Source organism: Streptomyces sp. NPDC040405 (assembly GCF_055595765.1).
In genome coordinates this window covers 149,379-173,695 of the sequence record NZ_JBVIVI010000015.1, presented here as the reverse complement: position 1 = coordinate 173,695, position 24,317 = coordinate 149,379, and the positions used below count along the sequence as shown (strand labels likewise).

At 69.8% G+C, this 24,317-nt stretch carries 16 protein-coding genes; 9 read left to right on the top strand and 7 right to left on the bottom strand.

Annotated features, from left to right (window positions below; genetic code table 11):
• Positions 1 to 48 precede the first annotated feature (48 nt).
• The 3 genes from ACZ59A_RS39215 to ACZ59A_RS39205 form a co-directional block, all read right to left on the bottom strand.
• Positions 49 to 2,301, bottom strand: coding sequence for a DUF6571 family protein (locus ACZ59A_RS39215; protein ID WP_470969110.1), 2,253 nt, complete (start codon positions 2,299 to 2,301; stop codon positions 49 to 51).
• Positions 2,302 to 2,304: 3 nt separating this feature from the next.
• Positions 2,305 to 2,775, bottom strand: coding sequence for a hypothetical protein (locus ACZ59A_RS39210; RefSeq protein WP_470969107.1), 471 nt, complete (start codon positions 2,773 to 2,775; stop codon positions 2,305 to 2,307).
• A 381-nt stretch (positions 2,776 to 3,156) separates the two neighbouring features.
• Complete coding sequence (locus tag ACZ59A_RS39205; protein ID WP_470969105.1) at positions 3,157 to 4,773, bottom strand: amidase; 1,617 nt, start codon at positions 4,771 to 4,773, stop codon at positions 3,157 to 3,159.
• Positions 4,774 to 5,370: 597 nt separating this feature from the next.
• Between ACZ59A_RS39205 and ACZ59A_RS39200 the strand changes: the two genes are divergently transcribed.
• From ACZ59A_RS39200 to ACZ59A_RS39175, 6 genes are all read left to right on the top strand, one after another.
• Positions 5,371 to 7,032 carry an ATP-binding protein gene (locus tag ACZ59A_RS39200; protein ID WP_470969103.1) on the top strand — a complete coding sequence of 554 codons (1,662 nt, stop codon included), beginning with the start codon at positions 5,371 to 5,373 and terminating at the stop codon, positions 7,030 to 7,032.
• 4 nt (positions 7,033 to 7,036) lie between these two features.
• Complete coding sequence (locus ACZ59A_RS39195) at positions 7,037 to 7,441, top strand: roadblock/LC7 domain-containing protein (RefSeq protein ID WP_468048193.1); 405 nt, start codon at positions 7,037 to 7,039, stop codon at positions 7,439 to 7,441.
• The gene (locus ACZ59A_RS39190; RefSeq protein ID WP_468048195.1) at positions 7,438 to 7,791 is read left to right on the top strand and encodes a DUF742 domain-containing protein; all 354 of its coding nucleotides are present in this window, start codon (positions 7,438 to 7,440) and stop codon (positions 7,789 to 7,791) included. Before ACZ59A_RS39195 ends, ACZ59A_RS39190 begins: the two co-directional genes overlap by 4 nt.
• Positions 7,772 to 8,392, top strand: a complete 621-nt coding sequence (locus ACZ59A_RS39185) for a GTP-binding protein (protein ID WP_470969099.1) — start codon at positions 7,772 to 7,774, stop codon at positions 8,390 to 8,392. Before ACZ59A_RS39190 ends, ACZ59A_RS39185 begins: the two co-directional genes overlap by 20 nt.
• A complete protein-coding gene (locus ACZ59A_RS39180) occupies positions 8,389 to 9,822 on the top strand; it encodes a cytochrome P450 (protein WP_470969097.1) in 1,434 nt (477 codons plus the stop codon). Before ACZ59A_RS39185 ends, ACZ59A_RS39180 begins: the two co-directional genes overlap by 4 nt.
• A 569-nt stretch (positions 9,823 to 10,391) precedes the next feature.
• Positions 10,392 to 13,514 (top strand): non-ribosomal peptide synthetase, encoded by a 3,123-nt coding sequence (locus ACZ59A_RS39175; protein ID WP_470969094.1) that lies wholly within the window; start codon positions 10,392 to 10,394, stop codon positions 13,512 to 13,514.
• Positions 13,515 to 13,570: 56 nt separating this feature from the next.
• Here the strand turns inward: ACZ59A_RS39175 and ACZ59A_RS39170 are convergent, their stop codons facing one another.
• The 4 genes from ACZ59A_RS39170 to ACZ59A_RS39155 form a co-directional block, all read right to left on the bottom strand.
• Positions 13,571 to 14,797 (bottom strand): aminotransferase class V-fold PLP-dependent enzyme, encoded by a 1,227-nt coding sequence (locus ACZ59A_RS39170; protein ID WP_470969092.1) that lies wholly within the window; start codon positions 14,795 to 14,797, stop codon positions 13,571 to 13,573.
• A 463-nt stretch (positions 14,798 to 15,260) separates the two neighbouring features.
• Entirely contained in the window at positions 15,261 to 17,813 is a 2,553-nt protein-coding gene (locus ACZ59A_RS39165; protein ID WP_470969089.1) for an amino acid adenylation domain-containing protein, read from the bottom strand.
• Between the two features lie 43 nt (positions 17,814 to 17,856).
• On the bottom strand, positions 17,857 to 18,783 hold the full coding sequence (locus ACZ59A_RS39160) for a GNAT family N-acetyltransferase (protein ID WP_470969087.1): 927 nt from the start codon (positions 18,781 to 18,783) through the stop codon (positions 17,857 to 17,859).
• Positions 18,784 to 18,884: 101 nt separating this feature from the next.
• The gene (locus ACZ59A_RS39155; RefSeq protein ID WP_470969085.1) at positions 18,885 to 19,058 is read right to left on the bottom strand and encodes a type II 3-dehydroquinate dehydratase; all 174 of its coding nucleotides are present in this window, start codon (positions 19,056 to 19,058) and stop codon (positions 18,885 to 18,887) included.
• A gap of 509 nt (positions 19,059 to 19,567) precedes the next feature.
• Between ACZ59A_RS39155 and ACZ59A_RS39150 the strand changes: the two genes are divergently transcribed.
• The 3 genes from ACZ59A_RS39150 to ACZ59A_RS39140 all read left to right on the top strand — a co-directional run bounded on the left by ACZ59A_RS39150 (position 19,568) and on the right by ACZ59A_RS39140 (position 24,035).
• On the top strand, positions 19,568 to 22,081 hold the full coding sequence (locus ACZ59A_RS39150) for an FHA domain-containing protein (protein ID WP_470969082.1): 2,514 nt from the start codon (positions 19,568 to 19,570) through the stop codon (positions 22,079 to 22,081).
• A 140-nt stretch (positions 22,082 to 22,221) separates the two neighbouring features.
• The gene (locus ACZ59A_RS39145) at positions 22,222 to 23,247 is read left to right on the top strand and encodes an NADP-dependent oxidoreductase (RefSeq protein ID WP_470969080.1); all 1,026 of its coding nucleotides are present in this window, start codon (positions 22,222 to 22,224) and stop codon (positions 23,245 to 23,247) included.
• 29 nt (positions 23,248 to 23,276) lie between these two features.
• On the top strand, positions 23,277 to 24,035 hold the full coding sequence (locus ACZ59A_RS39140; protein ID WP_470969078.1) for an SDR family NAD(P)-dependent oxidoreductase: 759 nt from the start codon (positions 23,277 to 23,279) through the stop codon (positions 24,033 to 24,035).
• The last annotated feature ends 282 nt before the right edge of the window (positions 24,036 to 24,317 follow it).

The following is a 24,317-nucleotide window of genomic DNA, read 5'->3' as shown; positions in this document are numbered from 1 at the left end:
TTTCTCCAGCAAGAGGGAACGGGCCCCGCACCACTACCGAGCGGTGCGTCACCCGCCGGGACGCCCAAGGTTGATCAATGCCTGCTCCCGTCCGTCACTGTACGTTCCCTGCCCCTCGTGCTGGATCACTCCGATCTCGGGAGAGGGTTTGCCGGATTCGATGCCGGGGTCGCCGCCTTGGGCCTCCACCCACTTCACGACGAGCGCGTCCATCTGCTTGTGGCCGGTGTTGAACGTCTTGGCCGCCTCTTCGCCCCCGACCTTGGTGGCGTCCGCGACGGCTTCCTTGGTCCAGTCGTACATGCCGAAGTCCACCACGCGGCCGACGATGTCCACGCCCGGAGCGACGACCCCAGGGGCCTTGGAAGGCACGAAGTCGACCACCGCGTTGGCGGCGTTGACGTGGTGGTTGACGTCGCGCGCCCACTGGATCGCGGCATCCTTTTTGTCCAGGGCGACATCCGTCATCACGCCGTCGTAGTGGCCCCAGACGTTGCCGACAGCCATGATGGCGCCGTTCCGCTGGTCGATGGCCTTGGTGTCCCCGTTGATGGGGTTCTGGACCAGCTTGTCGGCCGAGTACTGCCGCTCCGCGTTGAACATGTCCGCGAACGCCCCCGGATCGTCGGCCACGCCGCGCATCGCCTTGTCGAGGACCTGCGGGTCCAGGGCGACCCGGACGTTCCCCTGCTCGTCCTTGAAGACCCCCGAAGCGATGTGCTTCTCGCTCTCGTAGGCGGGATTCGCCTGGCTGAGGATCTCGTGCGTGTCCGGGGTGTAGTCGGTCAGGATGTGGCCCATCGAAGGCCTGAGGTTCGGGGACATGGAGTCGCCGAGATGGGTGACGGCGTACTGCATCACGCGCGCCTCGGCCTCCGAGTGGCCGCCCAGCGGATGCTTCGTCCCGGGCACCTCACCGGTGGCCGCCGCCTCGAGCGCCTGGCCGAAACCGACCTTGTTGGTCAGGTCGGCGAGGTCCTTGTTGTCGAATGGCGCCGCGCCACCGGCGTTGAGGAGGTAGCCGGGCCAGTCCCGGTCCTTGAGCAGGTAGTCGAGACGGTCGCTGCCCTTAGGGTCGAGGTAGGTGGTGGAGGCGTCCGGGTCCTTGCTCATCAAGCCCAGCACGCCGTCCAGCGGGTCGTACTCGACGCCCTTCTGCCCGGGCTTGCCGTTCCACTGATCCCACAGCCCCTGGTCCTTGTGCTCCTTCTCGGTCTCCATGATGTCGTCGCCGAGGGTCTGCAGGAAGGAGCCGTCGTACTTCCCGCCCTTCTGCATCAGGGTCACGAATTCCTGATAGCCGTAGACGGGCTCGGTGTTGCTGGCGAAGTTCTCCGTGCCGACCTTCTTGAGACCGGCGAGGAACTCCTTGTTGAATTTGCCGTCCGCGCTGTTGAGCCACTCCTGGTAGCGCTTGGAGGTCACCGGGAGCTTCTCGATGTCCTTGGGGACGTTGGTGGCGGCGGCGATGGTCGTGCTGACGCTCTTCTCCAGCCAGTCACCGTCCTTGCCCATTCCACGCAGCTCGTGGCCGAGCTTGACGGTGCCCTCGGGGCCCAAGCCCTGGACGAACGTCTGGCTGAAGGCTTTGTCGCCCTTGTTGCCGTCGAGGAGCGTACGCAGCTCCGTCTTCTCCTTGTCGCCGAGGTCGTCGCCGTCGGCGACCTTCTTCGCCAGTTCCTCGGCGCGCTGGCCCTCGTACTTCTCCGGGTCGCCCGAGGCGCTGGAGTTGAAGCCGCCGTTGACGCCCTTGCCGTCGACGTCCTTGGTGACGCGCTCCAGGGCCGTGCGGTAGCCGAAGTCGGCCTTGTCGATCTCCTTGATCTGGTCCATGAGGAGGTCGGTCCGCTTCTGCTCGCGCGCGGCGATGCCCGCCGGGTCGTTCTTGTACCCGCGCAGTTCCTGGGGCGTCATGTCCTGGAAATGCTTGGAGTCGTAGTCCGTGGTGACCTTGCCCGTCGCGGGGTCGACCTTGTAGCCGTCCTCACGCGCCTGCTTGACCAGGTCCTCCAGCGCGGACTTGAGCCGGGTCAGCACCGTGTGGGCCTCGGAGAGCTGCTCGGCGACGGCGTGTGCCTCTTTCATGGCACCCCACAGCTCGTGCGCCGTGATACCGCCGCTCTTGGCCGCGGCGTTGTAGCCCTGGCCGACCCACTTCCCGTTGCCGAGGGTTCCGCGCACGTGGGTGTCGTAGTCCGTCTTGAGCGTCTTGAACTTGTCCCCCATTGCCTTCCACTCCTCGGAGGCGCTCTGGAGTGTGGACAAGTCCGTGGTCATCACGTCCTGGTAGGTGAGAGCCATGGGTCACTCCGAGGTGGGCGAGGGATTGGGCGACAGCAGCGGGCCGTTGGGATCGGTGGAGGGATCCGGCGGCTTGGGGGCAGTGATAACGGATGGTGTGTCCTTGGTGACGCCGCTGCCCGGTTGCCCGACCGGAATGAGGTCGTTGAACTGCGAGCCCTGCAACTGATCGTTGCCGATGTAGAGGTTCTTCGCGGTACGCAGCGCCGCCATCTCCCCGTTGAGGCGAGCCAGCAGGTTGTTCACCTGCTGGCCCCAGTGCCTCATCGCCGCGTTGAGGCCGGCCTTGATCTCCCACTTGTCGAACTCGCCCGGGCCGCCCCACACGACGGTGTCCACTCGGCCGGCCGGTGCCAGCCCGGTGACGGACTGCGTGGCGCCCCCGGCGTGCTGACCTGCCTTGACCGCGTCGGGAAGCAAGTCCTGTTCCAGGTACCTGGCGGCCTTCTTCTTGTCGGCGACGGAGGTGGCCATATGGTCACCCCCCGTCGAGGGAGCGCCTCCGCTGTCGAAGCTGTTCAGCTGCATCTGTGTCCGCGCGGCTGCCGCGGACTTGTGTTGAGCCCATTCTTCTTCGAAAGAGATGGCGCACCGCCCCCTGAGGTAAACCAAGTCATCTGCCGCACACATATGTTCGGCCTTCGCGAGGGACGATACAACGAATCGAGATGATGCGATGAAACCGTTATCGTGTGCCCCTCGAAAAGCCATCCCTGCACGTCAGGTCGTCTGTACTCGTCGATGAGGCCACCGAGGACCCGGGTTCGCTCGACTTTTCGGGTGTGGACGTTCTGTGCTGTGGCGGGTTGTTTGTGAGCGTCGGGTGGAAGCTCGGTGCGGGCGTGGTGGTGGTGTTCAGAAGCCGATGTCGGCGGGGCGGTATGTCGGTGGCCGGCGGACGTGGCTGGCCTGCTCGTAGGCGTAGGCCATACGGAGCAGGGCGGGCTCGCTCCAGGCTGTGCCCATGAACGTCAGGCCGACCGGAAGGCCGAACGCGAAGCCCGCCGGGACGCTGATCGCGGGGTATCCGGCGAGCGCGGCGGGGGTCGACGCGCCGCCGCCGTGGCTGTCCCCGCGGACCAGGTCGATTTTGGCCGGTGGTCCGGTGGTCGGCATCACCAGCGCGTCCAGCCGGAACCGGCGCAGCACCGCGTCGATGCCCTTGGTGCGCGACAGCCGGTGGTTGGTGGCCAGCGCCTGGCGGTACTCGTGCTCGGTGAAGTCCAGTTGGTGTACGGCTTCCAGTCCGTCCTGCCGCACGTAGCGGAGTTCGCGGTCGGCGTGCGCGCGGTTGAACGCGATCAGCTCCGACAGGTTGCGCGGATGGTCACCGCGGGCGTCGGCCAGGTAGGCGTTGAGCGCACGCTTGATCTCGTATACCTGGACCACCATCGAGCTGGGGAGGTCCTCGAGCTGGTCGGCCGTCGGGATGTCGGCCGGGTCGACCACTGTCGCGCCTGCCTCGCGCAGCGTGGCGATTGCCCGTTCCGCTATCTGGTCGGCGTGGTGGTCGTAGCCGAAGTAGACGGTTCGCGGGACGCCGAGGCGGGCCCCGCGGAGGCCGTCGGCACGCAGAAAACGGGTGTAGTCGCGGTGGAAGCGACCGCGGCTCGCCTCGGTCGCCGGGTCGCGGTCGTCGGTGCCGACGAGGGCGCCGAGCAGGATCGCGGCGTCGCGGACCGTGCGTGCGATCGGGCCGACGCTGTCCTGGCTGGGCACGCCGGGGATCATGCCGCCGCGTCCGACCAGTCCGACGGTCGGTTTCACCCCGACGACGCAGTTCGCCGAAGCCGGGTCGATGATCGAGCCGTTGGTCTCCGTACCGATTCCCGCGACGCACAAGTTGGCTGCGGTGGCGACCGCCGTACCGGAGCTGGACTCGTTCGGCGACCGGTCCAGCTTGTACGGGTTCCGGGTCTGCCCACCGCGGGCGCTCCAGCCCGCGTGGTGGGTGAGCGACATCCCACCGGCCCACTCGCTCAGGTTGGTCTTGCCGAGGATGACGGCACCCGCCGCGCGTAACCTGGCGGCGACCGTGGCGTCCGCCGTGGGCCGGAGACCCTCCAGGGCGAGTGATCCGGCCGTGGTGCGCATCCGGTCCGCGGTCTCCATCAGATCCTTCAGCAGGATGGGCATGCCGTGCAGCGGTCCCCGGGAATGTCCGTCGGCGTCCAGGCGCCGGGCCTCCCGCAGTGCGTCGGGGTTGACCTCGATCACCGCGCGCAGGAGCGGATCGATGCGTTCGATCCGGTCCAGGTAGTAGCGGGTGAGCCGTTCGGCGTCGAGCCGTCCGTCGTCCATCCGCGCGCGAAGCTCGCTGATGCCCAGCTCGTCCAGTTCTCCGGTCGCGGAGTGGGCCCGGGCGGGGGCTGCTTCGCCAAGTAATGGTGCGGCTGCCACCGCGGTGCCGAGCGCGAGCGCGCTCCGGCGCGTGGTGTTGATCCGGTCCGATCGGTGCGGCTTCATCGTCATATACCCGCACGCTAGAGGTGTGCCTGATGCATCTCACTCCGGCTGCCCCCCGATGCTGTGGGGGTGTATTCACCCGCGGCACCGGGGGGCAGCCGGAGTGCGTGCTGCGGGGAGCGGACTCCGTCTCGTTTACCTGAAAGTCACTCAGGGTTCATTTATCGCGCGAACCCGTGGGAGTCCGGCGTTTGTTGCCGCGTGCGCCCGGAAGTCCGTGCGGACCGTAGTCGTCCACATTCATCTCCGTCACCACGCGTCCGCCGGTCCGGGCAATTGATGGCGAATGGTTCGCCCGCTAAGCGGACACACTGCGCATCGGGTTGCTATTCGACACACAATGCGGAAGACCCTCTCCGCGGATAACTCCATGATCGTGGTGAGCCGCTCCACGAGTGGCCCTGCGATGCCTTTCGGGCAGGTCAGAGGCTGTGCGTGAGGGGAGATCACGTGTGGTTATAGTGTCAATCGAATGCATCGGGGTGCGAACTTTTTGTGCGAACTTGGCGCGGAAATAGGCTGGTTCACGCAATGAGCTCGATGATTGTCGCCTGTGCCGCGTATCCCCTTGGTTCTGGAATTTCTCGATGATTGAGGATGCTGATGGTTCGTACTGCGTCGTCACCCGGAGGCTCCTCGACCGGCCTTGCCGCGGCGTGGTCGGCTCCCGCTGTCCTGATGGCCGTGGTCACGGCAGTCATCGCGACGATCGCGCCCGCGGGAGGGAGGGCACCGGCCATCTGGTGCGGTGTCGTCGCCACGGCGATCGCCGCCCTAGTGTCGGCCGAGGCGGCCCGCCGCGGCCGGGAGATCGCCGCGCTGCGGGCCGATTACGCCGCGCGGGAAGCAGCCCTGCGCCAGGACTTGCGGCGGCAGGAGGCCGCGACGATCCGGCTGGCCGAGCAGCACCTTCCGGCGGCTGTCGCCCGGCTTCAGGAAGGCGAGTTCGCCGAGGACGTCCTGCTGTCCCTCTCCGCTCATGACGAGGGGCTCAGCCCGCAGACCCAGGCGGCGCACCAGGCGCTGCTCCGGTCCGTCGTCGAGGCCGTGCAGGCGGAGGAGAGCATGCGGGACTCGGCGCAGCGCGGTGTGGTGAACATCGCGCGCCGGGTCCAGGCGATCGTGCACCAGCAGGCGACGGACCTGCGGGGGATGGAAGACCGGCACGGCAAGGAACCGGCGTTCTTCGCCGACCTGCTCCGGCTCGACCACGGCACGGCCCTGATCGGCCGACTGGCCGACAGCATCGCCGTACTCGGCGGGGCGCGGCCGGGCCGCCAGTGGAGCAAGCCGGTGCCCCTCTACAGCGTGCTGCGTGGCGCCATGTCCCGGATCCTCGACTATCAGCGGGTGGAGCTGCACACCGTCGCCGAGGTCGCCGTGGTCGGCACCGCCGTCGAGCCGCTCATCCACGCGCTGGCGGAACTGCTGGACAACGCCAGCCGGTACTCGCCGCCCAAGACCCGCGTCCATCTGACGGCGGTGGAGGTGCACATGGGCATCGCCATCGAGGTCGAGGACGGCGGCGTCGGTCTCAGCGAGGAGGCGCGGTCGCGGGCCGAGGGGATGCTCAAGGAAGCACGGGCCGGTATCGACCTGAACGACCTGGGGGAGTCGCCGCGGCTGGGGCTCGCCGTGGTCGGCCGCCTCGCGCAGGCCTACGACTTCAAGGTCGCGCTCCCGCCGTCCGTCTACGGAGGCGTGCGCGCGGTGCTGACCGTGCCGAAGAGGCTGCTCACCACCGCACCCGCGACGGGGCGGGCACACGGTATCGGCGCCTCGTCCGGGCCCCGGCAGGCGGATCGGTCGGCGGACCGGTTCGCGGACGGGCCGGACGCCCCACAGGGCGCGCCCTCCCGGGCGGCAACCGAAGATTTCGCACCGCGCTACGCGTCCCCGGACGCGTACCGGCACGCCGGTGCGGCCGTGGACACGCACAAGGCCGTGGACACGCACGGGGCCATGGACACGCACGAGGCCACGGCCCCGGACCGGTCCGCCCCGGTGCGCGCGGACGACCGTAGCGAGGAAGAGCCGCCGGAGGTGGCCGAACGGACGGCGAGCGGGCTGCCCCAGCGGCGCCGCCGTCGTCCGGCGTCCGGCCCCGCGGCGCGGACCACGCCCCTGCCGGGACCGGCGGAGACGGCGCACGAGGAACCCGCGCCCGGCGTCTGGATGGCCGAGTTGCAGAGCGGTCTCTCAGCCGACACGCCCCGGGCAGCACCTCCCCGGGCCAACAGCGACACGTCAGACAAGGGTGAGTAACCGAATGCAGCAGCACGCGGACATGGACTGGATGCTCAGGGATCTCGCGGAGAGCGTCCCCCAGACTCGCCATATCGTGGTCCTCTCGTCGGACGGCTTGTGCATGGCCCGCTACGACACGGACATGGACACCGCGGACCGTCTCGCCGCGGTCGGTTCGGGCCTGCAGAGCCTGTCCGTGGCGGTCGCCTCGGAGTTCCCGCACAGCGACGGCCGGATGCGGATGGTCGTCATCGAGGTCAGCGGCGGCTTCATGTACCTGATGGCCGCGGGGGCCGGTGCCCATCTGGCGGTGCTCGCCGACGAGGGGGTGGACGCGGGGCTGGTCGGTCAGTGCATGCGTGACCTCGTCGCCCGGATCGGCGCGCATCTCACCACCCCGCCGCGGACCGAAGGACAGGTGCGGTGAGCACGTCCGACCGGGACTGGGACGAGGGTGGTCCCGAGCGGCTCTACGTCATCACGGGGGGCCGGGCCGACTCGACGGAGCAGGCCGACCTGGACCTGGTCACCCTGATCGTGTCCCGGGAGGAGCCGAAGGCCGGTATCCAGCCGGAGCTGGCCGCCATCCTCCGGGTGTGCCGGTCTCCGGTGTCCGTCGCGGAAATCTCCGCTCATTTGACCCTGCCCAGCAGTGTGATCAGCGTGCTCCTCGCCGATCTGCTGGCCGACGGACGGGTCGAGGCCCGCACGCCCGCCTCGTCGCGTCCCGACATCGCACTGATAGAGGCGGTTATCGATGGTCTCCAGAATCTCTGACACGGTCACGGAGCCCCGGCGAGAGGACCGGCTGCCCGCGTCGGCCTCCTCCGCGGTCAAGATCGTCATCGTGGGCGGTTTCGGCGTAGGAAAGACCACCTTCGTCCGCTCGGTGAGCGAGATCAGGCCGCTGACCACCGAGGAGACGATGACGCAGGCCGGTGCCGGGGTCGACGACATCGCCGGGGTGGAGCGCAAGACCGTGACCACCGTGGCGATGGACTTCGGCCGGATCACGCTCAACGACGAGCTGGTGCTGTATCTCTTCGGCACCCCAGGCCAGCAGCGCTTCTGGTTCCTGTGGAACGGCCTGTTCGAGGGCGCGCTGGGGGCCATCGTGCTCGTCGACACCCGGCGTCTGGAAGTCAGCTTCGACGTGATCGGGCGTCTGGAAGAGGCCGAGGTGCCCTTCGTGATCGCCGTCAATTCCTTCCCCGACGCGACCTCCTATCTCACGGAAGAGGTGCGCGGCGCACTCGACCTTCCGGAGAGCGTGCCGATCGTGGTGTGCGACGCACGCGAGCGACCGTCGAGCCGGGACGTGCTGATTTCCCTGATGCGTTATCTGCGAACCTTTGCGAACACCTCGGAGTCCACGTGACCGCCAACACCCCCGAGCACACGACCGACGGCCCGGCGACTCCGCCGCCCGGCTGCCCGGCCCACGGCATGACTCCGGACGCAACTCACCGCCTGTACAGCGGCGAGGCCCAGGCCGATCCGATGGGTGTGTACGAGAAGCTGCGGGCCGCGCACGGTCCCGTCGCCCCCGTAGTCGTCCACGGCGACCTGCCTGCCTGGCTGGTCCTCGGCCATCGCGAGAACCTCGAGGTCCTGCGCACCCCCACGGTCTTCTCCCGTGATTCACGGTATTGGCGGGACATGGCCGAGGGACGGGTGACGGCCGACCATCCGCTGGCGCCCATCACGGCCTGGCAGCCGCTGTGCGTCTTCGTCGACGGCCAGGAGCACGAGCGGCTGCGCGGCGCGGTCACCGACAGCCTGGGCCGCTTCGAGGCGCGCGGCATCCGGCGCCATGTCACGCGCTTCACCCATCAGCTCGTCGACGGGTTCGAGCGCAGCGGACGGGCCGACCTGGTGCGCCACTTCGCCGCCCAGCTTCCGCTGCGGGTCATGACACAGCTCTTCGGCATGCCGGACGAGTACGGGCCGGCCCTGGCCGCCGCCGTCCAGGACGTGCTCACCGGTACGGACACGGCGGCGGCGAGCAACGACTACATCACCCGGACCCTGCAGCAACTCGTCGAGCGCAAGCGCGCCAACCCCGGTCACGACTTCCCCTCCAAGCTGATCGAGCACCCCTCCGGCCTCAGCGACGACGAGGTCCGCGAGCATCTGCGGCTCATCCTCACCGCCGCCAACGAGACCACCGTCAACCTGATCGCGAACGCACTGCGGACGCTGCTCACCGACGACCGCTTCCGCGCGAACCTGGCCGGCGGGCACATGACGCTGCCGGACGCGATGGAGCAGGTGATGTGGGACGAGCCACCCATGATGACTCTCCTGGGGCGGTGGGCCACCAGCGACACCGTGCTGGCCGAACAGTCCATCGCGGCCGGGGACATGATCCTGCTCGGCCTCGGCGCGGCGAACGTCGACCCGGCGATCCGCCCCGATCCGCGGGCCTCCGTGCACGGCAACCGCTCCCATCTCGCCTTCAGCGGCGGCCCGCACGAATGCCCCGGTCAGCACATCGGCCGGGCGATCGCCGACACGGCCATCGACACCCTCCTCACCCGCCTGCCCGATCTGCGGCTGTCCGTCCCGGCCGACGAGCTGGAGTGGACGTCCTCGCTGATGTACCGCCACCTCAAAGGGCTGCCGGTCGAGTTCACTCCCAGCCACCAGGCGCCGCGGGTACCCGGTCTGACGCCGCCGGTGGCGCTGCGTACCGAGCTGCCCACGGCACAGCCCGAGGCCAAGCCCGCCTTCTCGGCCGCCCCCGCTCCCGCCGACCGGTCCTGGCTGTCCTTGTGGCGCGGGGTGAAGCGGCGGATGAAGGGCTGAGACGAGGTCCCCTCAAAAGTCCTGTATTCAACTGATGCTGTTGTGGGCAGTGATGGTAGGGAAGACAGAAGGGCGTGTGTGGCGGGAATCCTCACCGGCCCCGTACGGGAGGGCGTCGACTTCCTTGACGAACCAACAGCACCCGGATTACCTCTCCCATCGATTCAGGGCACCCGGCACCGGTTCGGGCGAAGGCTTATGCCCGGCAGGAGCGACGTACATCGGCGCCGCTCCGGCACACCGGCTTCGTCGCCGGGCCGCCGGACCGCGCTGATTCCGTCCGCCATCCGACGTCTGCGGTCCGACGTCCGGCATCCGATGTTCGGCATCTGACGTCCGGCATGTGACGTCCGGCATCCGACGTCTGCCGTTTGACGTCTCCCCCGAACTACCGGTCCCGACCCGCGGCCCGCCCGCCCCCCACGCGCGGCCGCTGGTCGGCCGCACCCCCGGCCCCCGACGGGCGGCGCCCGGGACGGGGAGACGCGCTGAGCGCCCCCATCCCCTCCAACTCCCCCCTCGTGCCCTGACGCACCCCTATGTCTCAGGGCGGCCTCTGTGGAGCGATCATGCATACGAGCACGCACACCGGCGAGAGCCGAAAGAGCCCCGTTCCCCTTACTCCACGGAGTGCCTCGCTTCCCGGTCTGCTGGCCCGGCAGATGATGCGCGGCCCCGACGCCCCGGCGGTGCGGGACGGCGGCAGAACGTATGCGTATCAGGAGCTCGACGACTGGTCGCGGTCGATATCCCAAGCTCTCCTGAGCCGGGCGATACGCCCCGGGGACGCCGTCGCGGTCCTCGGCACGCGCTCCTGGGAGGCGACGGTCGCCATCGTCGGCATCCTGCGGGCCGGTGCGGTGTGCGTCCCGGTGGACGCGCAGTACCCGTCGGCCCAGGCCGCGGAGATGCTCACCGATGCCGGTGCGCGACTGGCCATCGTCCTTCCCGGCCACGAGCCGGTGGCGGCGGCGGGCGACGAGCCGGTGGGCTGGGCGGAGTTCGACGCGCTATTGCGTACGCGGCCCACCGTGGACCACGACCCGGACTTCCCCACCCTCACGGAACGTTCGGCGGAGAACTGCGCGTATGTGCTCTTCACCTCCGGCACCACCGGACGCCCCAAGCCGGTGCTCTTCCCGCACCGCGCCGTGACCCGGCTGGCGGAGGGCGGCGCTCCCTGGTGCCCCGGCTCCGGCAAGCGCGTCCTGCAGACCTTCGGCCTCTCCTTCGACGGCTCCCTCTTCGAGATGTGGGCCACCCTGCTCAACGGCGGCTGCCTCGTCGTGGCGGGCAGGGACGTACTCCTGGACACGGAGGCGCTGGGCTCGCTGCTCCGCGCCGAGCGCATCACGCACGCCTTCATGACCACCAGCCTGTTCCACCACTCGGTGCGGACCAAGGCCGGGATCTTCGGCGACCTGGACATGGTGCTGGTCGGCGGTGAGGCCATGGACCCGGGGCTGGTGGCGGCGGTGTGCGCGACGGGACGGCCGCGGCATCTGATCAACGGATACGGCCCGACCGAAGGCGGCATCATGGTGAGCGCCTACGACGTCGGCCATGTGGCGCCCGATGCCTCCTCGGTCCCGATCGGATGGCAGGTGGCCGCCAGCAGCTGCCATCTGCTGCGGGCCGACGGCAGCCCGGCAGGCCCCGGCGAGGAGGGCGAGATCTGCATCGGCGGGGCGGGTCTTGCCCTGGGCTACCTCAACCGGCCCGAGGAGACCGCCCGTGCCTTCGTCATGCTGCGCAACGGCACCGGCGAGAGCGAGCGCTTCTACCGCAGCGGTGACCTGGCCCGCCGGGGCGGCGACGGGCTGATGGAATTCCGCGGCCGGGTGGACCGGCAGGTCAAGGTCCGCGGCTTCCGCGTCGAACTCGACGCCGTGGAGGCCCTGTTGCGTACCCACCCGGGCGTGGCCGACGCCGCGGTGCTCGTCCGGGGGAACGACGGCATCGGCAAGGGGCTCAGCGCGTTCGTCACCTCCGCGGACGCCACCCGGCCGGTGGGACCTGCACAACTCCGCGCGCATCTGGCGAGCCGACTGCCCACGCACGCCATACCCGCCCCCATTCACCTGCTGGAACGCATGCCGCTCACCGGGAACGGCAAGACCGACTACGCGGTGCTGCGCGCCCGAACCGCCACCCCGGCCGCGCACCGCGCGGGCGAGCCGCCCGCCGGACGGCCGGGCGACCCCGTCGCGGAGATCTGGGCGGAGGTGCTCGGCACACCCGTGTCCGACAGCACGGACTTCTTCGCTGAGGGCGGCAACTCCCTCCTCGCCGCCCAGGCCGTCACCCGCACCATCGCCGCCCTCGGCCTGACCGCCGAGCACTTCGCGCCGCTGCTGCGGCGCCTGCTGGCGGCCCCCGCCCTGGCCACGTACCGCGCGGCGACCGGCGCCCTGCCGTCCGGCCCCCTGCCGTCCGGGGTCGCCGACCGGACACTGCCCGACTACGAAGCCGAGGCCCGCATCGAGCTGAACGTCGGCCCCGGCTCGGCCGCCGCCCCGCAGCCCACCCGGGCCCGTCACATCCTGCTCACCGGAGCCACCGGATTCGTCGGCGCGTTCCTGCTCGAACGGCTGCTCCGGGACACCGAGGCGACCATCCACTGCCCGGTGCGCGCCGCCGACGGCCCGCAGGCGATGCGGCGGATCCACGCCACCATGCGGCGGTTCGGCCTCCGTTGCGGCGAACCCGTGCGGGTCCATGCGCTACCGGCCGAACTCGGCCGCCCCGGGCTGGGGATGGCCCCCGGTGTCCTCGACCGTCTGGCGGACGACGTCGACCTGATCGTGCACGGCGCCGCCCACGTGAACTTCCTCTATCCGTACCAGCAGTTGAGGGACGCGAACGTGGAAGCCGTCCGCTCCCTCCTCGACCTGGCGGCAGGGCGACGCATTCCCCTCCACTACGTGTCGACCACCGCCGTGCTCTCCGGAAGTGGCGCCGGTGGTATCCGGTACGTCGACGAGAGCACCCCGCTCAGCCATCCCGAGCTGATCAGCATGGGGTATCCCGAAACCAAGTGGGTGGCCGAGCGCATGCTCGGCCACGCGGCGGATGCGGGCCTGCCGGTCACCATCCACCGGCCCTACGAAATCACCGGCCACAGCCGCACCGGCGCCTGGAACACCTCCAGCGCCATCTGCGCGGTCTTCGACGCCATCGCGCACATGGGATCGGCCCCCGCGGTCCCGCTGCCGCTCGACCTCGTGCCCGTCGACACCGTCACCGACGCGATCGTCGGCATCGCCACCCGGTTCCCGCATCTCGGGGGAGTGGTCCACCTGACCAACCCCCGACCGGCCCGGCTCGGCGACATGGTCGACCGCATGCGCGCCGCCGGATACGCCATCGAGGACATCGGCTACGCGGACTGGACCGACGCTCTCGTCAGTCATGTGCGCCGCAACCCCGAGGCCCCCATCGCGCCCTTCGCGCCACTCTTCGTCACCCCGGCGAACGAGAGCGACCACAGCGTCAAGGAGCTGTACTTCGACACCGTCTTCCCCGAAGTGGCGCGCACCCGCACCGACCAGATCTGGCCCGCGTGGCGGGACTCGTGCCCTCCCGTCGACGACACGCTCCTCGACGGCTACCTCTCCAGCCTCCGCCGCAGCGGCCTCCTCGACTCCCGGCGGACCACCCCGGAGCAGCGGCCCCGGCTGACCCGGGCGTAGTCCCGCGTCCACGCCGACCGACATGCGGCAGGATCACACGGCGCGTGGCGCCGGGCTCACGAACCGCTCGCGGCCGCGATCCGGCCGGTGTGCTTGCGGGGGTCGCCGAGGAAGGACCCGAGGGCGGAGGTCAGCCGCTGGATCTCCGCGTGCGTGTTGTAGTAGTGGACGGACGCCCGCAGCGTCTGCTCCAGCTTGCGGTCCTCCATGTCCACGCAGGCGGTATTCGACCTCGACACCCACAGGTTGACGTCGAATCGGCGCATCGCCTGCCGGATCTCCTCGGGCTCGTGGCCGTCGACGGTGAAACCGACGATCCCGGCCAGCTCGCCCTCGTCGTCCACCCGCTCCAGCGGCTCGACGCCGGGGAGGGCGTGCAGTTCCCGGCGCAGGGTCCGGCCCAGTTCGGCGATGCGCGCCCAGCTCGCCTCGATCCCGGCCTCCAGCGCGTAGTCGAGGGCGGCGCCGAGGCCGACCCGGGCCACGGCGTTCACCTCCCAGGTCTCGAACCGCTTGGCGCCCGGGGCGATCGCGTAGCGGCCGCCCCCGAGCCAGCGCGCGCCGTCCAGACCGACCATCAGCGGATCGACGTTCTCGGCAGCCTGCGGGCTCATGTACAGCATCCCGGTGCCGCGCGGGCCCCGCAGGTACTTGCGCCCGCAGGCGGAGAGGAAGTCGCAGCCCACCTCCCGCACGTCGATCGGCAGCTGCCCGATCGACTGGCAGGCGTCCACCAGGTACAGGGCGCCGGTCTCCCGGACCGCGGCGCCGATCTCGGCGATCGGGTTGACGATGCCGGAATGGCTCGGCACGTGTGTCATCACCACGGCCTTCACCCGGTCGTCCAGCATCGCCCGCAGGGCGGCCACGTCGACGCGGCCGAACTCGTCGTTCGGCAGCACCTCGACGCTGGCTCCGGCGCGGCGCGCCACATGCAGCAGGGAGAGGTAGTTGCTCCCGTACTCGACGGAGGACGCGAGGATGCGGTCGCCCGGCTGGAAGGGAATGGAGTAGAAGGCCAGGCTCCAGGCGCGGGTGGCGCTGTCGGTGATGGCGATGTCTCCCGGCTCGCAGCCCAGGATCTCCGCGGCGGCGGCGTAGGGCAGGTGCAGCGCCTCCTCCCGGATCTCGGCGGCCTCGTACCCGCCGCGCCGCGCCTCCAGCTCCAGGTGTGCCGTCATCGCCCGCACCACGGGGTGGGGCATGAGTGAGGCACCGGCGTTGTTGAAGTGGGTCACGCTCTCGACCCCGGGCGTCTCCTTGCGCCGGAGCTCTACGTCCACGTCTTGAGCTCCGACGGCTTTCACAGGATCAACTCCGGATTTCGTGGCGTTGGGACACATACACGGATCCTCGAAACGGCTAGGGGATGACCGGCCCAGTCTTGTCGCCCGACCGCTCTCCGGACCCCCTGATCACCCCCCTAGGCATCCCTAAATTGAAGAGTGATCAGGATTACCCGGGAGACATTTGGAGTAGTGGATCGGCGGCGTTACCCTCCGTCCGTCCGAAATACGCTCGTAATAGACGGGCCATGGTTTCCGTGAATGCCCGGGAGTCGGAATTCCTTTCCGGCAGGGGAAGGTGCCACCTGTGGACATGGCGAATTCGGAAAAGGAAGCGACCCGCCGCGGCGCACGCGGCGGGTCGCCAGCGTCGGCTGCCGGCCGACGTCGATGCCCAGGTGGTAACGGGTCGTAATGGGTGATAGTGGGTGGTAACGGGACGGGGTGGCGCCCGGTCCGGTCAGTCCGTCAGGTGGCCGCTGACGATCTCGGCGACCTGACGGAGCACGCGGGGGCTGCTGAGCATCTCCTCGTGTGCGCAGCCCAGTTCGTGGCGGACGATCCCGCCCGCGACGTACGGCTCCCATGCCTCGCTGGAGGCCGCCTCGGCCACCGGGCTGGGGTCGGCGGCGAAGAGGTGCATGGTGCCGCTGTACTTCTCGGGCCGGTGCTCCCGCCATGCGCCCAGGTCGGTCAGCATGGTCCCGACGAAGGTCTCGGCCGCGCTCTTCCGGCCCCGCCAGGCGTAGTTCGTGGCCATGTCGGCGAACTCGGCGACGTCCTCGTACCGAAGGGGATGCTCGTAGTCGGCGGGGTCCTTGCCGTTGATCCGGAGGATCAGTTCGATGAGGCCCTGCTCGTCCCGGTCCTCCTTCTCCGTGAGGTGCGGGTCGATGTTGAAGATCCCGAGGAACTCGACCTCCTCACCGCGCTTCTGGAACTCGGTGGCGACGGCGTGGGCCAGGACGCCGCCGAAGGACCAGCCCAGGAGGCGGTACGGGCCGCGGGCCTGCACGGTGCTGATGCGGTCGGCGTAGTCCGCCGCCATGGCCGCGATGGTGTCGACGGGGGTGTCGAACTCCTGGAAGGTGTGCGACTGGAGGCCGTAGATCGGGTAGTCCAGGCTGAAGTGCTGGGCGAGGACGCCGTAGCACCAGGCCGTGCCGCCGAGGTGGCGCATGCAGAACAGCGGCCGTTCGGCGCCCTTGGTCATCAGGGGCAGCAGGACGTCGAAGGAGTCCTGCGGCTCCTCGCCGGTCAGCCGCCGGGACAGCTCGGCCGGCACCGGGGACTCCACGAGCATCCGGATCGAGAGGTCCAGGCCCATTTCGGAGCGCACCCGCGCCAGCAGCCGTGCCGCGAGGACCGAGGAGCCGCCGAGGTCGAAGAAGCTGTCGCGCGGGCCCACCTGCTCGACTCCGAGCACCTCTGCGAAGAGCCGGCTGAGCATCAGCTCCGACTGCGTGAGGTGGGTCTCGACCATGGCGGTCTGCTCGACGACGGGGGCGGGCAGGGCCTTGCGGTCGATCTTCGCGTGAGGGGTCAGCGGGAACTCGTCCAGAGCGACCACGGCGGACGGCACCATGTACAGCGGCAGCGTGTCCGCCACGGACATCCGCAGCTGCGCGGTGTCGGGCGCGCGGCCGGGCGCGGGCGTCACGTAGGCCACCAGGCGCCGGTCGCCCGGCCGGTCCTCGCGGACCGTCGCGACCGCTTGGCCGACGTCCCCGGAGCGTTCCAGCACGGCCTCGATCTCGCCGAGCTCCACCCGGAACCCGTGCAGCTTGACCTGGTGGTCCGTGCGGCCGATGTACTCCACGGCGCCGTCCGGGCGCATCCGCACCAGGTCGCCCGTGCGGTACATCAGGGCCTTGCCGCCGCCCTCACCCTCGCCGTCGCCGAACCGGTCGGGCAGGAAGCGTTCGGCGGTCAGTTCGGGCCGGTTGAGGTAGCCGCGGGCGACACCCGCGCCCGCGATGAACAGCTCGCCCTCGACACCGTTCTCGACGGGCGCCAGCTCCTCGTCGAGGACGTACAGGCGGGTGTTGCGCAAGGGGCTGCCGACGACGGAAGCCTCCTCGGGCGCGGTGACCGGATGCACCGTGGACCATACGGTGGTCTCGGTGGGCGCGTACCCCTGCATGATCTCGGCGCCGAGGTCCAGCAGCGTCGCCGCCAGCTTCTCCGAGAACGCCTCTCCGCCGATGATGATGCGCAGGCCGCGCAGCGCCTCGGGGGTGACCGTGGCCAGCATGTGCCAGTGGGTGGGGGTGGCCTGGGCCAGGCTGATCTTCCGGCGGACGATCAGGTCGCCCAGTTCCCGCGGCTCCTGCCCGGTGGCCCGGGGCGCGATGACCGCGCAGGCACCGGTGTAGTACGGGAGGAACAGCTCGGGCACCGACATGTCGAAGGTGGCGGTGGTGACCGACAGCATGCGGTCGCCGGGGCCCAGGGAGAACCGTTCCCGCATCGCCTCCATCAGGTTGTGCAGCGCGCGTACGGGAATCTCGACGCCCTTGGGAGTGCCGGTGGAGCCCGACGTGTAGATGACGTACGCGAGGTCCTCGGGGTCCGGCGGGGAGGTCCGCTCGGCGTCCGTCAGATGACCGGCGGGCAGCGCGGCCAGCGTGTCGGCCGTCGCGGGGTCGTCCAGCACGATGCGCGGAACGCCCAGCTCGGAGCGTTCGGCATAGATGTCCGACGACGTCACCAGAACGACCGGGGCGGCGTCGCGGACCTGGAAGGCCAGCCGCTCGTGGGGGTACTCCGAGTCGAGCGCGAGGTAGGCTCCGCCCGCCTTGAGCACCGCCAGCAGCGTGACCAGCAGATCCGTGGAACGGGGCAGCATCACCGCGACGACGCGGTCGGGCCCCACTCCCTGGGCGACCAGGTGACGGGCGAGCCGGTTGGCCCGCTCGTGCGTCTCCCGGTACGTCAGCTCCACGCCCTCGCATTCGAGGGCGATGCGGTCCGCAACGGCGTCGGCCCGCTCCTCCAGCGCCTTGACCAGCATAATTTCTCCACAGGGCTCGTACGGATTCTCGTCTCGGTGCCGGTCAGACGGCCGGTGTGCGCATCCAGCGGTGCCAGAACGGCCGCCAGCCGTGGCGGTGCCAGAACGGCACGGAGATCGGGTTGAACATCGCGTGGTAGCCGACCGCAGCGCCGATGCCCATGGCGTTCAGCTCGGCGTGCGCGTGGTTGGCCATGGAGGTGCCGACGCCCAGACCGCGGTACTCCTCCATGACGGCCGTGCCGACCAGATGGGCGACGGGCGTGGTGGCGATCTTCGTGGCGAGCCATGCCTGCTGCGGCTCGGAGGGCTCCTGGCCCCGGTGCACTCCGACGATCTTGTCCTGGTACTCGGCGACCCAGACCAGCGGATCGTCCAGCGCGAGCTGGCCGACGATCTCGGCGCGCAGCAGCGCCTCGGTGTTGGAGCGCTCGACGGCACCGCTGATGGCGGCGTCGAAGCGGGTCTCCACCATCTGCAGCTCGCACACCTCCTCGGTGTCCTTGGCGGTGGCCCGGCGCACCAGGACGTGACCCGGCTCGGGCATCAGCGGGCTGCCCTTGAGCTGCCCGATCATCACGAACTCGGGGATGAAGCCGAAGGAACGCAGGACCCTGGTCATGGCGACGTCACGGCTGGGCCACTCGATGGCGGCCATGGAGTCCGCGCCGGGGCGCTCCGCGAGGCCATCCATGTGCTGGTTCAGCCGTGTGAGCAGGGCGGCCATCTCGTCGGGCCCGGAGACCCGGGGCTCCAGCTCCCAGCGGTTCAGTGGGCCGAGCACCGCCTCCAGGCTGTCGACGTCGACCTGGGTGTGGGTCAGCAGGCCGTACGCGCCGTCGGCCTCCAGCAGTTCCTGGCCGTCGGCGGGCTCCGGCAGCGGGGCGGCCTCCGGAATCATCCGGTCCACGGGGCGCAGCCGGTCGCGGTGGGCGGTCAGTACGGATTCCGCCGTCTGTCCCTGGGGCATGGTGTCCTGTCCTCGGCTTTCATTCGGGTCCGCGGCGAAGTCGCCCGGGGCGGCTCCGTGTTGAACCAGGGGATACGTCCATCGCGGCGGGCGGCGCCGCGTCAGTGGTCGGCGACCTTCTCCGGCAGCGCGCGCTCCACTTTCCAGCCGTGGTCCGCGAAGCCTTCGGCGACGCATTTCTCGATGCCGGCGAGCGTTTCGGTTCCGTAAATCTCCGGATGACGGCTTCCGAGCATGCCGAGATTCGGCCCGTTCGACAACAGGAGCCTGCTCAATGCGCACCTTTCCCGATGCGGGACCACTGGGGAAGTGCCTTTCTAGCACGCGCCCGAGCGCGCCTACACCGGTAATGGATATGGCTGCCATCACAAGGGGGCACATAGGGGGATAGCAAGGGGGAATGACAGCTCTTCAAGTATCGGGTTAGCGTGCGATATCGCGACGCAGGCGGCTACTGTGCCGAGCGCGGCCGCCCCGCCGCGCCTCCCGGTGCACCGCGCTGTCGGCGGCGGCGTGCGCTTCGGATTTCGGGCTTCGCGCCATGACGCGCAACCTCCGCATGCCCTGCGCCCTCTTCCACAGCGGCCATGATCGTACGCGCCGACGTGCCCCGGTCCGGGCCGCACAACCGACCGGTGGTGGTTCGCCACCGCGCGCCGCATACCGTATGACGCTCATCCGCGCCCGGGACCTCCGGGCGCACGCCGGAACCGCAGGAACCGTCCGAGCCGTCGTCTGTCCCCGCGCAGACGCTCTCGGCGCACACGACCGACTTGGGGCATACGTGCCGGAACTTGTACTGCATACCAATGGACGCACCTGGGACCTGGACGCGTCCAGGAGCTACACCATCGGGCGCGACCAGCAGGCCGACATCTCGTGCATCGACCGCCGAGTCTCCCGGCGGCACCTCGTGATCCGTTGCGACGGAGGAACGTGGGTCATCGAGGATCTCGACAGCGCGAACGGCACGTTCGCCGAAGGGCGCCGTATCCAGCGGATCGAGATCGGCCACGGATCGATCGTCCGGTTGGGAGACGTCTCCACCGGCACGCGGCTGGACTTCACCGGGGCCTCGGCGGCGGTGAGCGACGATCAGCCGCGCGCCGACGTGCGGGCAGACGCGGGGCTGCCCCGTCCTGAGGCCCGTCCCGAGGTCCGTCCCGCGGATCGTCCCGAGGCCCGGGCCGCGGATCGGGACGCGGGTGACGCCCGGGATGTCCACCGGCCCGAAGGGCCCACGGCCGGTCCCCGTGGAGCCGCCGCGGCCCTTTCCATCGACCGGGACCCCTCGGGCGTGCACCGGCTCGTCCTGGGGCAACGGCTGCGCATCGGCCGCGCGCAGGACAACGAACTCATGGTGGAGGGCCCGTATGTCTCCCGCTACCACGCGGAGTTCCGGCCCCTGCCCGGCGGCCGCTTCGAGATCGTCGACCTCGGCAGCCACAACGGCACGTATGTCAACGGGCAGCCCGTCGACCGCCGGATCATCGGTCCGCACGACATCGTCGGTGTCGGCCACTCCACCTTCCGTCTCGCCGGAGACCGGCTGGAGGAGTTCGTCGACACCGGCGAGGTCTCCTTCGCCGCCCGCAACCTGACCGTGACCGTCGGGCGCGGCAAGACCATCCTGGACGACGTGTCCTTCGGCGTCCCCGAGAAGTCGCTGGTCGCGGTGATCGGGCCGTCGGGCTCCGGGAAGTCCACCCTGCTGCGCGCGCTCACCGGCTACCGGCCCGCGGACCGTGGCCAGGTGTACTACGACCACCGCGATCTCTACGCCCAGTTCGCCGAGTTGCGGCACCGCATCGCGCTCGTCCCGCAGGAGGACATCCTGCACAAGGAGCTGACCGTCGACGTCGCTCTGAAGTACGCCGCCAGGCTGCGCTTTCCCGGTGACACCAAGGCGGCCGAGCGCAAGGCCCGTATCGACGAGGTGCTCCAGGAGCTCAGGCTCGACGTCCACCGGAGCAAGAAGGTCGCCTCGCTCTCCGGCGGTCAGCGCAAACGGGTGTCCGTTGCCCTGGAACTGCTGACCAAGCCTTCCCTGCTCTTCCTCGACGAGCCCACCTCCGGTCTGGACCCGGGCCTGGACCGTTCCGTCATGAAGTTGCTGCGGGAGCTCGCCGACGACGGCCGCACCGTGCTGGTGGTGACCCACTCGGTCGCCGAACTTCCCCTGTGCGACCGGGTGTTGGTCATGGCGCCCGGAGGCTCCGTGGCGTACTTCGGCCCCCCGGACGAGGCCCTGGACTTCTTCGGTCACGAAAGCTGGGCCGATGTCTTCTCCGCCTTCGAGGACCATCGCGACGACGACTGGGGCGGGCGCTGGCGGGCTTCCCACCAGTACGACCGGTGCGCCGCGGAGACCGACTCGGCCGTACCGCCGCAAGCGCCGGGCACCCCCGCGGCGCAGCCGCCCGCGCGGGCCCTGCGGCCCAAACCACAGAACTGGCTGGTCCAGTTGTGGACGCTGATGCGCCGCTATGTGTCGGTCATCGCCTCCGACAAGGGCTTCATGGCGCTGATGCTGCTGCTCCCGGCCGTGCTGGGCGGAGTGAGCTGTCTGATTCCGGCGACATTCGGACTCGCCCCGCCGCCGCCCGACAGCCGTTTCCGCTACAACCAGGAGTCCGGAACCATTCTGCTGGTGCTGGTCGTCGGGATGTGCTTCTCCGGCGCGGCCAACTCCGTACGTGAACTGATCAAGGAACGGGTGATCTACGAACGGGAGAGAGCCACGGGTCTGTCCCGGTCCGCGTATCTGATGTCGAAGGTGATCGTCCTCGGTCTGATCACCGCGATGCAGGGTGTCGTCATCTGCGCGATCGGCTTCTCCGTCCGTCAACTGCCCGCCCAGGGGCTGCTCATGCCCACGGCCGTCGAGGTCTGCGTGGTCATCAGCGCGCTGGGCTTCACCGCCATGATGTTCGGCCTGGTCATCTCCTCGCTGGTGAGGACCTCGGAGAAGACCATGCCGCTGCTGGTGATGTTCGCCGTCGTCCAGGTCGTCTTCACCGGAGTCCTCTTCCAGCTGTTCGACTCTCCGGGCATTGAACAGGTCGGCTGGCTGATGCCCGCCCGCTGGGCGGTCGCCGGTTCCGGGACCACGCTCGACCTCGCGCACACGATGCCGCCCTGGGATCTCGACAATCCGGACGACGTCGACCCGCTGTGGGCCCACACCGTCACCCAGTGGGGCATCGACCTCGGCGTGCTCCTGGCGATGGGGCTGGTCTGCGGCTTCGTGGTGGCCCGGCTGCTGCGTCGGCACGAGCCCGAGGTCATGCGGGATTAGTTCACGACGATGGATTGAAGTCGATTCATGACGCTACGGAGTCGGCAGCGACGGCGTGCAGCTGCGAATATGCGCTGCACCTGTTGCGTCCGGTCAAAGTAAACTGATATTGGTTTGGTATGGTTCTCGGTGCCGGCGTGATGCGGACTGGACGGGAGATCCGGGTCAGGACGTACCCGGCCGGTGGCGTCCGCCCGGACGACTTCGAGGTGGTCGAGGTCCCGGTGCCCCGGCCCGGGCCGGGGGAGGTGCTCGTACGCAACACGTGGACATCGGTGGACCCCGGCCTTCGGCTGCGGCTGCGTCCCGACGCACCCTCCGGCTACTTCGCCGCCTTCCCTGTCGGCCGCGCCATGGACGGCATCATGACGGTGGGGGAGGTGGTCGAGTCCCGGGCCGAGGGCTTTGCCCCGGGTGACGTCGTGTCGCACGCCCAGGGCTGGCGCGAGTACGCCGTCGTGGACGCGGGCGCCGAGCAGCTCAGCGGACTCGGCACCCTGACACGCCTGGACGTCGATGGATGCGAGCCGCGGTGGTATCTCGGCCCGCTGGGCGGCATGGGCTTGACGGCCTACGCCGGTCTGCACGTCGTTGACGCGCTGCGAGGTGGGGAAACGGTCTGGGTCTCGGCTGCCGCGGGGGCGGTGGGCAGCCTGGCCGTGCAGATCGCGCGGCTCGTGGGCAATCGGGTCGTGGCCAGCGCGGGCACCGACGACAAGGTCGACTGGCTGCGCGACCGCCTGGGCGCCGACGCCTTCAACTACCGGGCGGGGGATATCGGGGCAAGGCTGGGCGACCTCGCGCCCGAGGGAATCGACGTCTACTTCGACTCGGTCGGAGGGACCCACCTCGAAGCCGCCCTGGCACACCTGAGGAGGGGCGGCCGCGTGGCGATGTGCGGCTCCGTCTCGGAGTACGAGTCCGGCCCGGCCGGGCCGCGGAACCTGTTCCTCGCGGTGTCCAAGGACCTGACCCTTCGCGGATTCCGCGGGAGCAGCAATCTGCCCCTCATGGGGCAGATGCGGCGCCGGATGACCGGGTGGCTTCGCGGCGGCGCGCTGGAATACCGCGAGACCGTTTTCGCGGGCCTGGAGTCGGCTCCCCACGCGCTGACGGAGATGATCGCCGGCCGGACGGCTGGAAAGACGCTCGTCAGCCTCGGCTGACCCGATGAATGAGGTGTGCTGTGCCAGCGGTGGATGAACGCATCAGGGACAAGGTCGTGTGCGTGACCGGCGCCACCGGGGGACTGGGCGCGGCCGCCGCCGCCAGGCTCGCCGAGGAGGGCGCCCACCTTGTGCTCACCGACCTCGACGAGCAGGCGTGCGGCGCCCTCGCCGCCGAGCTGGACGGCACGCCGGGACGGCATGTGACGGCGCGGCTCGACGTGGCCGAGGAGTCGCAGTGGACCGACGTGGCGAGCTTCGTCCGGCGTGAATACGGCCGACTGGACGGGTTGGTCAACAACGCGGCCATCGGCAGCATCGCCACGGTCGAGGACGAGACGGTCGAGCGCTGGGAGGCGGTCATGTCGATCGGTTCCACCGGGGTCTGGCTCGGCATGAAGCACCTCGGCCCGCTCATCGCCGCCTCGGGAGGCGGATCGATCGTCAACGTCTCCTCGATACTCGGCACGGTGGGCGGCATGGGGAACAGCGCGGCCTACCACGCGGCGAAGGGGGCCGTGCGCACGCTCACCAAGAACGCGGCGCTGCATTGGGCGGACTCCGGTGTCCGCGTCAACTCCCTGCACCCCGGATTCATCGGGACCCGGCAGCTGCTCGAAAGGTACGAGGGAACGGCCCGCCACGAAGCCATGCTGGCGGGCACCCCGATCGGCAGGCTGGGCCGCGGGGAGGAGATCGCGGCCGTCGTCGCCTTCCTGATCAGCGACGACTCCACCTTCATGACCGGCTCGGAGGTCTACGCGGACGGCGGATACACCGCCCGCTGAGGAGCCCGCCGGTGGCCGCCCGGCTTTCGCTGCCGGGGTGCCCGTCACACGTACGTACGCGCGAGCGCGGCCGTGTACGCCTCCTCGGGCTGTTCCCCCCCCGGAGGACGGTGCCGTCGCGGAAGCGGAAGACGGGGATCGAGTCGGCGTCGACGCCGGGGGTGCGTACGCGGTCGAGTGCGGCGTGCGGCTCGTCCGCTCCGGTGTCGTCCATCACGACGCCGGTCTCGGCGGCGAGCCGGGTCAGCGTGGGGCGGTCGGAGAGGCGCAGGCCGTCGGTGA

Coding starts and splice junctions, on each gene's coding strand:
- ACZ59A_RS39200 (WP_470969103.1), top strand. CDS start 5,371: ATGGTTCGTACTGCGTCGTCACCCGGAGGCTCCTCGACCGGCCTTGCC.
- ACZ59A_RS39165 (WP_470969089.1), bottom strand. CDS start 17,813: ATGCTGGTCAAGGCGCTGGAGGAGCGGGCCGACGCCGTTGCGGACCGC.
- ACZ59A_RS39195 (WP_468048193.1), top strand. CDS start 7,037: ATGCAGCAGCACGCGGACATGGACTGGATGCTCAGGGATCTCGCGGAG.
- ACZ59A_RS39205 (WP_470969105.1), bottom strand. CDS start 4,773: ATGACGATGAAGCCGCACCGATCGGACCGGATCAACACCACGCGCCGG.
- ACZ59A_RS39210 (WP_470969107.1), bottom strand. CDS start 2,775: ATGGCCACCTCCGTCGCCGACAAGAAGAAGGCCGCCAGGTACCTGGAA.
- ACZ59A_RS39145 (WP_470969080.1), top strand. CDS start 22,222: ATGCGGACTGGACGGGAGATCCGGGTCAGGACGTACCCGGCCGGTGGC.
- ACZ59A_RS39175 (WP_470969094.1), top strand. CDS start 10,392: ATGCATACGAGCACGCACACCGGCGAGAGCCGAAAGAGCCCCGTTCCC.
- ACZ59A_RS39215 (WP_470969110.1), bottom strand. CDS start 2,301: ATGGCTCTCACCTACCAGGACGTGATGACCACGGACTTGTCCACACTC.
- ACZ59A_RS39185 (WP_470969099.1), top strand. CDS start 7,772: ATGGTCTCCAGAATCTCTGACACGGTCACGGAGCCCCGGCGAGAGGAC.
- ACZ59A_RS39160 (WP_470969087.1), bottom strand. CDS start 18,783: ATGCCCCAGGGACAGACGGCGGAATCCGTACTGACCGCCCACCGCGAC.